Annotated in this window: 13 protein-coding genes; 2 read left to right on the top strand and 11 right to left on the bottom strand. The window is 72.4% G+C overall.

The genetic code is table 11. The features are described 5' to 3' along the window. Positions 1-57: 57 nt before the first annotated feature. Together FB470_RS25680 and FB470_RS25675 are read left to right on the top strand one after the other, a co-directional pair. Positions 58-1,197, top strand: a complete 1,140-nt coding sequence (locus tag FB470_RS25680) for an LLM class flavin-dependent oxidoreductase (RefSeq protein ID WP_306995595.1) — start codon at positions 58-60, stop codon at positions 1,195-1,197. Next, positions 1,194-1,685, top strand: a complete 492-nt coding sequence (locus FB470_RS25675; protein WP_306995593.1) for a flavin reductase family protein — start codon at positions 1,194-1,196, stop codon at positions 1,683-1,685. Before FB470_RS25680 ends, FB470_RS25675 begins: the two co-directional genes overlap by 4 nt. Positions 1,686-1,701: 16 nt before the next feature. Here the strand turns inward: FB470_RS25675 and FB470_RS25670 are convergent, their stop codons facing one another. From FB470_RS25670 to FB470_RS25620, 11 genes are all read right to left on the bottom strand, one after another. Beyond that, on the bottom strand, positions 1,702-2,280 hold the full coding sequence (locus FB470_RS25670) for a TetR/AcrR family transcriptional regulator (RefSeq protein ID WP_306995592.1): 579 nt from the start codon (positions 2,278-2,280) through the stop codon (positions 1,702-1,704). 14 nt (positions 2,281-2,294) lie between these two features. Beyond that, positions 2,295-3,425, bottom strand: coding sequence for a chloride channel protein (locus tag FB470_RS25665; RefSeq protein WP_306995591.1), 1,131 nt, complete (start codon positions 3,423-3,425; stop codon positions 2,295-2,297). Between the two features lie 292 nt (positions 3,426-3,717). Then, positions 3,718-4,137 (bottom strand): ester cyclase, encoded by a 420-nt coding sequence (locus tag FB470_RS25660; RefSeq protein ID WP_306995590.1) that lies wholly within the window; start codon positions 4,135-4,137, stop codon positions 3,718-3,720. Positions 4,138-4,276: 139 nt separating this feature from the next. Further along, positions 4,277-5,440 (bottom strand): acyl-CoA dehydrogenase family protein, encoded by a 1,164-nt coding sequence (locus FB470_RS25655; RefSeq protein WP_306995588.1) that lies wholly within the window; start codon positions 5,438-5,440, stop codon positions 4,277-4,279. A 17-nt stretch (positions 5,441-5,457) separates the two neighbouring features. Further along, a complete protein-coding gene (locus FB470_RS25650; RefSeq protein WP_306995586.1) occupies positions 5,458-6,204 on the bottom strand; it encodes an SDR family NAD(P)-dependent oxidoreductase in 747 nt (248 codons plus the stop codon). Positions 6,205-6,255: 51 nt separating this feature from the next. Then, positions 6,256-7,437 carry a thiolase family protein gene (locus FB470_RS25645; RefSeq protein WP_306995585.1) on the bottom strand — a complete coding sequence of 394 codons (1,182 nt, stop codon included), beginning with the start codon at positions 7,435-7,437 and terminating at the stop codon, positions 6,256-6,258. After that, positions 7,434-8,255, bottom strand: coding sequence for an SDR family oxidoreductase (locus FB470_RS25640; RefSeq protein ID WP_306995583.1), 822 nt, complete (start codon positions 8,253-8,255; stop codon positions 7,434-7,436). The genes FB470_RS25645 and FB470_RS25640 overlap by 4 nt, the downstream gene beginning before the upstream one ends. Before the next feature lie 113 nt (positions 8,256-8,368). Beyond that, positions 8,369-9,127 (bottom strand): SDR family NAD(P)-dependent oxidoreductase, encoded by a 759-nt coding sequence (locus FB470_RS25635; RefSeq protein ID WP_306995581.1) that lies wholly within the window; start codon positions 9,125-9,127, stop codon positions 8,369-8,371. Positions 9,128-9,300: 173 nt separating this feature from the next. Continuing rightward, on the bottom strand, positions 9,301-9,879 hold the full coding sequence (locus tag FB470_RS25630) for a TetR/AcrR family transcriptional regulator (RefSeq protein WP_306995579.1): 579 nt from the start codon (positions 9,877-9,879) through the stop codon (positions 9,301-9,303). 101 nt (positions 9,880-9,980) lie between these two features. After that, positions 9,981-11,525 carry a sugar ABC transporter ATP-binding protein gene (locus tag FB470_RS25625; protein WP_306995577.1) on the bottom strand — a complete coding sequence of 515 codons (1,545 nt, stop codon included), beginning with the start codon at positions 11,523-11,525 and terminating at the stop codon, positions 9,981-9,983. Further along, positions 11,525-12,637, bottom strand: a complete 1,113-nt coding sequence (locus FB470_RS25620) for an SMP-30/gluconolactonase/LRE family protein (protein ID WP_306995575.1) — start codon at positions 12,635-12,637, stop codon at positions 11,525-11,527. Before FB470_RS25620 ends, FB470_RS25625 begins: the two co-directional genes overlap by 1 nt. Positions 12,638-12,641 lie beyond the last annotated feature (4 nt).

The raw sequence follows: 12,641 nt of genomic DNA, 5'->3' as shown, positions 1-12,641 counted from the left end.
GCGGCCGGCCGCTCCCGGCACAGTGGGGACAGCCGACCACGAACCGAGGAGGAAGCGATGACGCTTGCCGCGCACCGGACCGACGGGCTGCTGGGGAAGACGCGCAAGACCAGTGAGAGCGTCCTGTTCAACGACCAGAAGATGAAGCTCGGGGTGTTCTCGTCGAACACCAGCGGCGGGATCGTGATGACCGACGCCCCCAGCGGCTTCCGGGTCACCTGGGACCAGCAGCTGGAGATCGCCACCACGGCCGACCGGATGGGCCTGGAGGCGATGGTCCCGGTCGGACGGTGGACCGGTTTCGGCGGGAACACGCACGTCCACGCCGTGTGCTACGAGACCTACACCTGGGCCGCCGGTCTCGCGCAGGCCACCGAGCACATCGGCGTCTTCTGCACCACGCACCTGCCGGTGATCCACCCGGTGGCGGCCGCGAAGATGGCGACCACCATCGACCACATCTCCGGCGGCCGGTTCGGCATGAACCTGGTGATGGGCTGGTTCACGCCGGAGATGGAACTGTTCGGCAACCGCCAGCTCGAGCACGACGAGCGGTACGCGTACGGGCAGGAGTGGCTCGACTTCGTGATGGAACTGTGGAACCAGCCGGGCGACTTCGATTTCGACGGCCGGTACTTCCACTCGAAGGGCGCGCACGCCTACCCCAAGCCGCTGCAGGACCCGCGGCCCGTGCTGCTCAACGCCGGCGCGTCCCCGGCGGGACAACGGTTCTCGGCGCGCAACGTCGACGTCAACCTGGTCGCCCTGCCGGTGGACCAGATCGGCGGCTACGTCGGCAACATCAAGCGGATGGCGCGCGAGGACTACGACCGCGACATCGACGTGTGGACCTACTGCCTGGTCATCTGCCGGGAGACCGAACGCGAGGCCCGCGCGGCCTACCGGGCGATCGTGGACGCGGGCGACTGGCCGGGTGCGCAGGTCGTGATGGACACGCTGGGCATCCAGAGCCAGTCGTTCGGCACGCAGATCACACAGTTCCAGGAAAGCTTCATCACCAGCTGGGGCGGCCCGTGCCTGGTGGGCACACCGGAACAGGTCGCCGACCAGTTCGCCGAGCTGAGCGAGGCCGGCCTGTCCGGGGCGATCTTCGGGTTCCACGACTACGTGCGGGAACTGCGCGAGTTCGGGTCCGAGGTGATGCCGGTGCTGCGCAAGTACGGTCTGCGCCAGTGACCCGGGTGGAACCGCCCCTGGTCACGCCGGAGCGGATCAGGCACGTGCTGGGCCGGTTCGCGTCCGGGGTCGTCGTGGTCACCGCGACGACCCCGGACGGGCCGGCCGGGTTCACCTGCCAGTCGTTCGCGTCGTTGTCGCTGGCTCCGCCGCTGGTGGTGTTCTGCCCGTCGCGGGCCTCGGCGAGCTGGCCGCGCATGCGCCGGACGCGCTGGTTCGCGGTGAACATCCTGGCCGCGCACCAGGCGGACGTCAGCGCGCGGTTCGCGCGTTCGGGGACCGACAAGTTCACCGGGACCGCGTGGCGGCCGGGTCCGCGGGGCGTGCCGGTCCTGGACGGGGTGTGCGGGTGGGTCTCGTGCGAGCTGGCGGCCGAGTACGACGGCGGCGACCACACGATCGTGACCGGCCTCGTGCGCGAGCTGCACGGCGGCGATGAGGATCGATCGCCGCTGGTGTACCACCGCGGGGCGTACGGGGTGTCGTGACGCGGCCCGGACCCGGTCAGGGGCCGACGAGCGCGGTCACCAGGGTTTCGGCGATGGCGCGCAGCTCCGCGGGGGTGTGGTCGACGCGTTCCATGACCGCGATGCCGCGGGTGGTGGTGACGACCAGGCGGGCTGCGGCACGCGCCTCGACGGTCAGGCGCACGCCGTCGTCGATCGCGGTCAGCCGGTCGTGCACCACGGTTTCCAGCTCGTCGAGGAAGGCGCGGACGGCGGTTTCGGTGCGTTCGGAGTCGGTGGCCGCCTCGATCGCCGTGCGGGTGGACAGGCAGCCGCGCGACGGCGAGCCGGCGACGATCGAGTCGACGCAGAAGTCGAAAAAGGACAGCAGGGCGGATCGGGTGCCCGGGCGGTCCAGCGCCTCGCGGGCGCCGGCGAGGAACCGGCCGGCGTATTCGGCGAACGCACGGAGGAAGATCTCCTCCTTGCCGCCGTAGGCGTGGTACAGCGAGCCGCGCTGGACGCCGGTGCCCGCGGCGAGGTCGAGCATCGACGTGGCCCGGAAGCCGCGCTCGGAGAAGATGTCGAGAGCGCGCTCGAGAGTCGTCTGCTCGTCGAACTGGCGTACTCCCGCCATGGAACTCCTTCCGGCTAGCTCCGCTCCACCTTACCGGGCTCGAAGAGGGTGCCGGGGCACCACAGCAGGCCCACCGCCCATCCCAGGACCGCCGCGGGCAGGACGGCGGGCAGTGCGGTGACGCCGGTGAGTTCGGCCGCCAGCACGGCGGCGGTCACCGGGGCGCGGGCGCCGGCCGCCAGGCAGGCGGCCAGTCCCACGGCCGCACCTCCCGGTCCGGCGACGGCGGCACCCACTGTCGCGCCGGTGACCAGCGCCGGGCCGATCGTGCCGGCCACTCCGCCGACCGCGAGGGTGACGCTCGTCGCCGCGATCTTGGCCACCGGGAGGAGGAGCGTGGCGCCGGCGGTCCCGGCGGCGGCGATCACGTCCTGCCCGATCCCGCCGGCTCCGGGTACCGCGACCACCGCGGCACCCACGAGGAGCCCGCCCACGATCGGACGCGCCCATTCCGGCCGGTGCCACACGGCGTCGGCGGCTCGCCGCGCCTGCCGCAGACACCAGACGAGCGCCACCCCGGCGAGCCCCGCGAGCAGCGCGACCGGGAGGACGGTGAGCATTCCGGCGGTCCCGGAAGGCAGCCGCAGCGGGGCGAAGGGCAGCGCTCGTGCGGTCGCGGTCCCCGCGGTGGCTCCCACCACCACCGCGGCGACCTCGGCCCACGACATCCGTGCGAGCAGCACCTCCGCGACCACGGCCACGCCCGCCCACGGAGCCTGGAACGACCCGGCGAAGCCACCCGCCACCGCCCCGGCCATGACCGCCCGCACCGAAGCCGCCGGTGCCAGCGCGGACCCCAGTGCGGCGGCGAGGTGGATGATCGGGCCCTCACTCCCGCCCGAGCCCCCGGACCCGAGCGTGAGGACGGCCGCCACTCCCTTGATAGCGGCCGCACGGGCCGGAAGCGGCTCGCCCGCGGCGAGCGCATCCCGCACCGCCACGACACCACCCGCCCCGGTCGCCAGCGCGGCGACCAGGGGCCCGCAGCACAGGCCGGCCACCACCGGCGCGAGGAGAAGCACGACCGCCGGAGCGCCCGCCAGGAGCCCGCGGAGCACGGCCACCGACCGGATCAGGCCGACCGCGCCCGCGGCGCCCAGCGCACCCGCGATCGCCGCCAGGAGCAGCGTGTGCGGCGGAAGCACCCGGTGGTCGTGCCGAGCAGGGGACCGGGAACGCCACCGCGCCCACCGTCCGCCACCGGAGACCGCCGCCGGCCGCAGTGGTTCGCGCCGGGACGCCCGGCGGACGAACCCGGCCGCACCGGCGGACCGGGCACCCCACCGCCGGTTGCGCCAGGATCGACGGTGGGCGCCCGCGGCCAGGACCGTGGTCGCCCACCGGACACCGGGACATGCCCAGCGCGCCCGGGCGGACCGCACCTCCGCACCGGACCGGGCGGCCGCACCGGGAGGACTTCCGCTCATCGGCGGGCCGTCAGGCGGAGGCGGTGTTCAGGTGCTGGAACAGTTCCCACGACGCGCGCTCCACGTGGTTGTGCAGCAGCTTGCCGTCCTCGCGCACTTCCCACACCGCGGTGCCGCTGAAGGAGATCGGCCGCCCGTCCGGCTCGGTGCCGAGCACCCCGTTGTTCCGGCCGTGCACGCGCCACCGCGAGGCGACCCGGCTGCCGTCGTGGTTCTGGAACGTCTCCAGGACCTCCAGTTCGAAATCGTGGATCTGCCGGAGGAACGCCGCGATCCAGGCCTTGAAGTTCTCGCGCCCTTCGATGCGCTCGCCGGCGTTGGTGATGACGAAGTCCTCGACGACGTAGTCGTCGGCAGCCTCCGGGTTGCGCGCGTTCCACACGTCCCGCCAGAACGACTCGACCACGTCCACCGAATTCAACGAAGACAAGACAACCTCCTCGATCAAGCATGTTTGACAGCACTGTCAAACATAGCCGCCGCACGCCCCTGAAGCCCAGCCCGGGAGAGCACCGCCACACGAAAAGGCCGGGTACCCGAACGGGCACCCGGCCTTTGTGGACGGTGCGTCAGCCGGCCACGGTGAACGCGTCGTCGAAGGTGTAGCCGTCGATCAGCTGCCGCGCGGCCACCATGTACTGGATGGTCGGCGTGCCCTCCTCCAGCCAGTTCAGCCGGGCGTCCCGGTAGAGCCGTTCGATCGGGTACTTGCGCGTGTAGCCGATGCCGCCGTGCACCAGCAGCGCGCGGTCGGTGACGCGGCCGACGGCCTCCAGCCCGAACTGCTTCACCAGCGACGACTCGGCCGGGATGCGCTTGCCCGCGTCCCACTTGGCGGCACAGTCGGCCAGCATGCCGCGCAACGCGTACACGTCGGCCGCCATCTCGGCCAGGTACCGCTGGATCGCCTGGCGCTCGGCGATCGGCTTGCCGAACGTGACCCGCTCCTGCGAGTACTTCAGCGACAGCTCCAGCGCACGCGACGCCGTGCCGAGCGACGACGCGGCGATGAACACGCGGCTGATCTCCAGCGCCCGCTCCAGGTGCGCGCCACCCTCACCTTCGGAGCCCACCAGGTTCGACGCCGGCACCCGCACGTCGGTGAACGTCAGTTCGCCGTGCTCGGCACCCTTGCAGCCCATCGTCTCGGGCAGCGGCGCGATGGTGAACCCGGGCGTGTCCCGCGGCACGATGATCGCCGAGACCTCCTTCGCCGACGTCTTGGCGAACACGAGGAAGTGCGAGGCGATGTCGGAGTTGGTGATGAGCCACTTCCGGCCGTTGAGCACGTACTCGTCACCCTCGCGGCGCGCCGTGGTCGACAGGTCGGCGCCGGTGCCGTTGCCCGGCTCGGTGAGGGCGAAGGCCACCGACTTCTCCCCGGTCGCCGCGCCGGGCAGGATCTCCTTCTTCTGCTCCGCGTTGCCGATTTCGGACAGCGCGTGGGCGAAGGAGTTGTGCACGTGCACGATGGCGCGGATGCCGCCCTGGATCTTGGCGAACTCGGCGAGGATCGGCAGGTACTGCGCGATCGACAGGCCGGCGCCGCCGTACTCCTGGGGCACGATCAGGCCGAAGGCGCCGCACGCCCGCAGCGCGGGCAGGACGATGTCGTAGGGGATCTTCTCGGTGTCTTCGATCCGGTGCTCGAGCGGGTCGAGCTCGTCCCAGATGGTCGCGAAGACGCTGTCGCGCAGCTTCTGGTACTCGTCGGCGGGCAGGCCAGCGTTCATGGTGTCCTCCTTGAAATTCACAGCGTCCAGCCGCCGTCGGCGGCGAGTACCGCGCCCGTGCAGAACGTGGCGTCCTCGGCCAGGAACACCGCGGCGCGGGCGATTTCGTCGACCGTGCCGAACCGGCCGAGCAGGGTGGCGTCGGCGATCTTCTGCCGCGAGCCGTCCGGGATGGCGGCGGTCATGTCGGTGTCGACGAAGCCGGGCGCGAGCACGTTGACCCGCACACCCTGCGGTGCGAGCTCCTTGGCCAGCGACCGGGCGAAGCCCACCGCCGCCGACTTGACGCTCGCGTAGGCGGTGTCCCCGGGGAAACCCACCGACCCGACCGCGGACCCGATGAGCACCACGCCGGGGTTTTCGCCGCGGATCAGCCACGGGATCGCGGCGCGCACGAGCGCCGCGGTGCTGCGCAGGTTCTCCTCGATCACCCGCCACCAGTCGCCGAGGTCGATCCGGGCGAGCTTGCCGCCCTGCCACACCGCGGCGTTGAGCACGAGCGAGTCGAGCCGGCCCCAGTGCGCGGTGACCTGCTCGACCACGTCCGCCGCGGTCTGCGGCACGGCGAGGTCGAAGGCGACCGGGAGGACCCGGCCGGGATGGGCGGCCCCGAGCTTCTCGACGAGCTCGCCGCCGGACCGGTAGGTGCCGGCGACGCGCACTCCCCGGTCGAGAAGCTGTCGCGCGATGCCGGCGCCGATGCCCCGGGAGGCGCCGGTGACCAGGGCGACCCGGTCGCCCGTCGTGGTGTCGTCTGCGTCCATGAGTTCCCTGTACCGATCGGTCTGTACGGATAGGTGTGATGAAGTCGGCGGTCAGAGCCGCTCGACGATCGTGGCGTTGGCCATGCCGCCCCACTCGCACATCGTCTGGAGCCCGAAGCGGGCGCCGCGCCGCTCCAGCGCGCCGACGAGGGTCGTCATGATCCGGGCGCCGCTGGCGCCCAGCGGGTGCCCCAGTGCGATGGCGCCGCCGTGCACGTTGAGCCGCTCGTGCTCGACCCCGAGGTCGTGCATCCAGGCCAGCGGCACCGGCGCGAAGGCCTCGTTGACCTCGAACAGGTCGATGTCGTCGGCGGTGAGCCCGGCCCGCTCCAGCACGGCGCGGGTGGCCGGCACGACGCCCATGAGCATGACGATCGGGTCGTCGCCGACGACCGCCGTGGCGTGGACGCGGGCACGCGGGGTCAGCCCCAGCCGTTCGGCCTTCTCCGCGCTCATCATCAGCACCGCCGCCGCGCCGTCGGTGAGCGGCGAGGAGTTGCCCGGCGTGATCTTCCAGTCGATCTCCGGGAAACGGGCCGCGGCCGCGTCGTCGACGAAGGACGGCCGCAGAGCGGCGAGCTTGTCGACCGTGGTCGTGGGCCGCACGGTTTCGTCGACCCTCAGCTCCGGCGCTTCGGTGACCGTGGCCAGGTCGGGCACGAACGCCTCGTGCGCGGCCGCCGCGCGCTGGTGCGAGACCGCGGAGAACTCGTCCAGCTCGTCCCGGTCCAGCTTCCAGCGCGCGCAGATCAGTTCGGCGGACAGGCCCTGCCCGATGAGACCGCCGCCGGGGAAGCGCTCGGCGATCCGCGCCCCGAGGTGGTCGGCGCCCTGGGCGTCGGAGTGCATCGGCACCCGCGACATCGACTCGACACCGCAGGCGATCACCACGTCGGCGGCACCGGCCTGGATCGCATGAGCGGCGAAGTGCACGGCCTGCTGGCTGGACCCGCACTGCCGGTCCACCGTGGTCGCGGGCACCGAGAGCGGGAAACCGGCGGCCAGCACGGCGCTGCGGGCGGGGTTGATCGCCTGCTCCCCCGCCTTGGTGACGCAGCCGGCGATGACGTCGTCGACCAGGGCCGGGTCGAGGTCGTTGCGGCGGACGAGTTCGGCGAGGACGTCGGCCAGCAGGTGCACCGGGTGGACGTGCGAGAGCGCGCCACCCTTCTTGCCCTTGCCGACCGGGGTGCGCAGCACGTCGACGATGACCGCGTCGCGCGGTGGTGTCATGGTTCCTCCCTCGGAACGGGGTTCTGGCGCGACCGGCGGGTGCCGATCGGCAGCCGGGACGGCAGGGCGGGCATCGGGGTTCCGGTGCGGCCGCCGGGCACGCCGGCGAAGCGGTAGGGCAGCGGATCGCGGCCGGGCTGCACGACGACGACCTCGTGCGGGTCGTCGCCCACGGCGCACGCCACCAGCGCGCGGGCCACGTCGGACGCAGCCACGAGCGGGAAGCCGAGCCGGTCCAGCTCGGGCCGCGCGGCGCCGAGCATCGCGGTGTCGACGAGCCCGGGACACACCGCGTGCAGGCCGACGCCGCGGGCGGCCAGCGCCGGCGCGTAGCTGCGGACCAGTCCGACGACCGCGTGCTTGGTCATCGCGTAGACCGGGTCGAACGGGACCGCGGTCAGACCGGCCAGCGAGGCGGTGACGACCGCGTGCCCGCCCGCCTCGGCCAGGCGCGGCACCAGGGCCCGCAGACCGTGCACGACGCCGTCGACGTTCACCGACCAGGCGCGGCGGTAGGCGGCCGGATCGACGTCGAGCACCTCGGCCTCGCCGAGGGCGACCCCGGCGTTGAGGACGAGCGCGACCAGCGGCAGACCGGTGGCCGCGACCGCGCGGTCCGCTTCCGCCCAGGCGTCCGGGTCACCGACGTCGAAGGCCACCGCCGACGCCCCGGCCTCGTCCGCGGTGCGGCGGGCCGCGCCGGCGTCGATGTCCGCGACGATCACGCGCAGTCCGCGTTCGGCGAGCCGGCGGACGACCTCCCGGCCGATCCCGCCCGCCCCGCCGGTGACGAGGGCGCACCCCGGACTGCTGCTCACGTTTCCTCCCGGTGTCCGACGCTGGACTCTCTTCCCGAACAATACCTGTATGGACCGGTCGGTACAAGTATTTCCGCTGACCGGTGCACGGACGATCGCGCGAGCGCGGACCCCTAGCGCGGTGCCATCCGGATCGCGCCGTCCATCCGGATGACCTCGCCGTTGAGGTAGTCGTGCTCGACGATGCCGGCGACCAGCTCGGCGTACTCCTCGGGACGCCCGAAGCGCCGCGGGAACGGGACACCGGCGGCGAGCCCGGCCCGGTACTCCTCGGCGACGGTGGCCATCATCGGCGTGTCGATGATGCCCGGCGCGATGGTCATCACGCGGATGCCGGACGAGGCGAGGTCACGCGCCGCCGGCAACGTCAGCGCGGCGACGCCACCCTTGGACGCGGCGTAGGCCGCCTGCCCGATCTGGCCGTCGAACGCGGCGGCCGAGGCGGTGTTGACCACCACCCCGCGCGCACCGTCGGCCAGCGGCTCGGTCGCGGCGATCGCCTCCGCGGCGAGCGTCATCACCGTGAAGGTGCCGGTCAGGTTGATGTCGAGCACCTTGCGGAAGACGGCCGGCTCGTGCACGCCCGCGCGGGACAGGATCCGGGCCGACGGGGCGATGCCCGCGCAGTTCACCACGATCCGCAGCGGCGCGCCGCCGTCCGCGGCCCGCGCCACCGCCGCCCGCACCTGGTCGGCGTCGGTGACGTCCGCCTCGAGGCAGGTCACCCCGTCGGCGGGGGCGGCTCCGGCCACCGCGGCGGGCAGGTCGAGCGCGAACACCCGCGCCCCCTTTTCCGCCAGCCGCAGCGCCGTGGCCCGGCCGAGGCCGGACGCGCCGCCGGTGACCACGGCCGCGCACTCGTCGATTCGCATGTCTTTTCCTCCCACGTGGGCATCGCCGGCGGCGGGCATCCGCGGAAAGGTTCGGGAGAACGACGGGCGGGCGCCACCGGTCCGCCCCGTTGTAACAGGGCGGATGACGGCGGCACAAGAATTTCCGTACCGATCGGTCCACGGTCACACTGCGCGGGCCGATCGCGCCGGGATCAAGCCCGGATGCCCTCGATCAGCGCGTCGAGGAACATGTCGGCCACCTCGTCGGGGGTCAGCTCACCGTCGGGCTCGAACCACAGGTAGGTGTAGTTGAGCATGCCGAGGATGCCCTTCACGAGCAGGCGGGGGGTCTGCTTGAGCACTCCGGCGCGCACACCGTTGTCCAGCGCCTGGCGCCAGTAGCTCTCGTACCGCTCACGGGCGGCGATGACGTGGTCGCGGCGCTCACCGGTGAGCGCGGTGTACTCGCGGAAGAAGACCGCCCATTCGGACCGGTGGTCGGCGATGTTGCGCAGCAGCCCGCGGGCCATCTGCCGCAGCAGGTCCAGCGGTTCGCGACCCTCGTCGAGCAGCTGCTCGGCGTAGCTGTTCATCTTGTCGACCTGGTCCTTGCTGATGGCGTAGAGCACGGCCTCCTTGCTGCCGATGTAGTGGTAGAGCGCGCCCCGCCCGAGCCCGGCGGCCTGGCCGAGCTCGGCGATGCCGGTGCCGTGGTAGCCGTTGCGGGCGAACAGCTCCGCCGCGATCCCGATCACCCGCGCCCGGTTCGCCTCGAAACTCGTGACCGTCATCGCCGACGCCGCCCTCACTCCCGACCCGTGTACCGAACGATCCGCAGGATATCGCCCGGAGGCGGCGGGCCGGAGCAAGGGCGGCGCCCGGCGTGGCCCGATCAGAAGATGGCGGCGTACATGATCTTCTCCTGGGTGGCCTCCTCGCGGCTGAACTCCGCGACGGTCCGGCCGAACCGGGTGACCAGGATCCGGTCGGACACCGCGAGGATCTCCGGCAGGTAGGAGGAGATGACGATGACGGCCTTGCCCTCGTCGGCCAGCTGCCGCACCAGCTGGTGGATCTCCTCGATCGCGCCGACGTCGACGCCGCGGGTCGGCTCGTCGAAGATGACCACCTCGGGGTCGGCCACCAGCGACTTGCCGACCACCACCTTCTGCTGGTTGCCGCCGGAGAGCTCGACGATCTTGGCGTCGGCGTTGATCGCCTTGATCCGCAGGCGGTCGCCCCACTCCTTCGCCAGGCGCTTCCGCCGCGCCGCGGACAGCCACCACTGGCGGCGGCCCTTGCGGGAGGCGAGGAGGCCGAGGTAGAGGTTCTCGGCGATGGTCATCGTCTCGAAGAAGCCGTCGAGTTTGCGGTCCTCGGTGATGTAGACGATCCCGTCGTCGATCGCCTGCTTGGGCACCCGGTAGCGCACCGGTTTGCCGTTGAGCAGGACCCGCCCGCCGTGGATGCGGTTGCGTTTGAGCGCGCCCGCGATGATCTTCGCGGTCTCGGTGCGGCCGCTGCCGATGAGCCCGGCGATGCCGAGGACCTCTCCGGCGTAGGCGGTGAACGACATGTTCTTCACGACGTTGCCCAGGATGAGGTTCTCCACCTCCAGCACGCGCCGCCGCCGCACGTCCGTGGTCCGCCGGGACTCCACCCGGCCGACCCCGGCGAGGCTGCGGCCCACCATGTGCCGGACGATCTCGTCCCGGTCGGTCTTCTTCGCGTCCAGGCACGCCACCCGTTCCCCGTCGCGCAGGACGGTGACGCGGTCGGCGATCTTGAGCGACTCCTCCAGCGCGTGCGAGACGTAGATGATGCCCAGGCCCGCGTTGCGCAGGTCCTCGATGACGTTGAACAGGTGCAGGGTCTCCTCGGGCGTGAGGCTCGCCGTCGGCTCGTCGAAGATGACGATGCGGGCGCGGGAGCGCAGCGCCCGCGCGATCTCCACCATCTGCTTCTTCGCCGCGCCCAGCGTGGACACGTACGCCGTCGGGTCGACGTGGAAGTTCATCGACTGCAGCAGCTGCTGCGCCCCGATGTTCAGCGACCGGAACCGCGTCAGCGGCTTCTCGTGGCCCAGCTCGATGTTCTGCGCGGCCGTCATCGTCGGCACCAGGCTCGTCTCCTGGTACACCATCGCGATGCCGGCGTCGAGCGCGTCGTGCGGGCGGCGGAAGGTCACCGGTTCGCCGGCGATCCGCAGCTCGCCGCTGGAGTGCTGCACCGCGCCGGCGAGGATCTTGCACAGCGTGGACTTGCCCGCGCCGTTCTCCCCCACCAGCGCGTGCACCTCACCGGCGCGCAGGTCGAAGTCGACGTCGTGGATGGCGTGCACGCCGCGGTAGGTCTTGGTCACCTTCGACATCTCGACCAGCAGGGTGCGCCCGGCGGCCGGGTCGATGTCCAGCTGGTCCACCAGTGACGTGCTCATCACGCCTCCCCCGCGTCGGTCACCAGCACCTGGTCGCCCCCGTGCACCGCGACGAACAGCCGGCCGCCGCACTGCCGGGCGGAGGTGACCCCGTGCCGCCGGCCACCGCCGCGACTGTGCATGCTCGAGACCACGTAACCCTCCTCGTCCAGCCGGGCGACCAGCCCGTACGAGCGCGGCGGCGCCCACGGCTTGATCACGCCCAGCTTGCGGATCTGCCCGCCCTGCAACGGTTCCAGGCCGGAGTCCAGGCCGCGCAGCGCCGGCCGGATCCAGTAGTCCGGCTCGATGGTGCGCATCATCTCCTCGACGTAGTCGCGCTGGGTCAGCACGAACTCGACCAGCTGGGTGCGCAGCGCGAACACCGCCAGCCAGTAGCCGCCGCCACCCGGGTTGATCCGCCCCGGGTAGCCGGGCAGGTTCTCCCGCCACGGCCGCGGAGCGCCGCCGGTGAGCGGGTGGAGCCGGACCCGGTGCGCCCAGGCCTCGCAGACCACGAGCGCGTCCCGCGCGGGCGTCAGGCACACCCCGCTGGCGTAGGCCAGGCCGCCGGCGAGCACGCTCGTGCGTCCCGTCGCCGGGTCGTGGCGCAGCAGCCGGCCGCGGGCGTTCTGCTCCATCAGGTCGCGGATCCAGTCGCGGCCGTGGTGCCGCGTGGACCCGTCGGTGAGGTAGATCGTGCCGTCCGCGGCGACCGCCAGGTCGGTCGGGCAGTGGATCGGGGTGCCGGTCTCGTCGGCCCCAGTCACCAGTTCCGTGGTCCCGTCCGGGCACACGCGCACCAGGCCGGTTCCCGCCACGCACACCAGCAGGCCGCCGCCGGGCGCGGGTGCGAGGGCGCCCGCCGGACCGGACAGGGTCGCGGCCACCTCCGACCTCGTGAAGTCCGGACCGGACAGCCGCAGGACCCGCCGGCCGGTGCTCACGTACAGATCACCCTGCTCGTCCAGGCAGGCGTCCTCCGGTTCGGCCAGCCCGCCGATCGCGGTGCCGACGGCGTCGAGCGCGTCGTTCGGGGTGAGGCCGCCGTCCAGCGGCGGGATGGCGCGGTGGCCGGTGCGGCCGGGGAACAGGAACTCCTTGACCAGTTCCCACGCTTCGACTCGGGGCATCGGT

It is taken from the genome of Amycolatopsis thermophila (assembly GCF_030814215.1).
GTDB classification, from domain to species: Bacteria; Actinomycetota; Actinomycetes; order Mycobacteriales; family Pseudonocardiaceae; genus Amycolatopsis_E; species Amycolatopsis_E thermophila.
Note: the sequence above shows the minus strand (reverse complement) of the source record. Positions and strands in the feature narration are given on the sequence as shown.

Coding starts and splice junctions, on each gene's coding strand:
- FB470_RS25635 (WP_306995581.1), bottom strand. CDS start 9,127: ATGCGAATCGACGAGTGCGCGGCCGTGGTCACCGGCGGCGCGTCCGGC.
- FB470_RS25645 (WP_306995585.1), bottom strand. CDS start 7,437: ATGACACCACCGCGCGACGCGGTCATCGTCGACGTGCTGCGCACCCCG.
- FB470_RS25655 (WP_306995588.1), bottom strand. CDS start 5,440: ATGAACGCTGGCCTGCCCGCCGACGAGTACCAGAAGCTGCGCGACAGC.
- FB470_RS25630 (WP_306995579.1), bottom strand. CDS start 9,879: ATGACGGTCACGAGTTTCGAGGCGAACCGGGCGCGGGTGATCGGGATC.
- FB470_RS25625 (WP_306995577.1), bottom strand. CDS start 11,525: ATGAGCACGTCACTGGTGGACCAGCTGGACATCGACCCGGCCGCCGGG.
- FB470_RS25670 (WP_306995592.1), bottom strand. CDS start 2,280: ATGGCGGGAGTACGCCAGTTCGACGAGCAGACGACTCTCGAGCGCGCT.
- FB470_RS25650 (WP_306995586.1), bottom strand. CDS start 6,204: ATGGACGCAGACGACACCACGACGGGCGACCGGGTCGCCCTGGTCACC.
- FB470_RS25620 (WP_306995575.1), bottom strand. CDS start 12,637: ATGCCCCGAGTCGAAGCGTGGGAACTGGTCAAGGAGTTCCTGTTCCCC.
- FB470_RS25680 (WP_306995595.1), top strand. CDS start 58: ATGACGCTTGCCGCGCACCGGACCGACGGGCTGCTGGGGAAGACGCGC.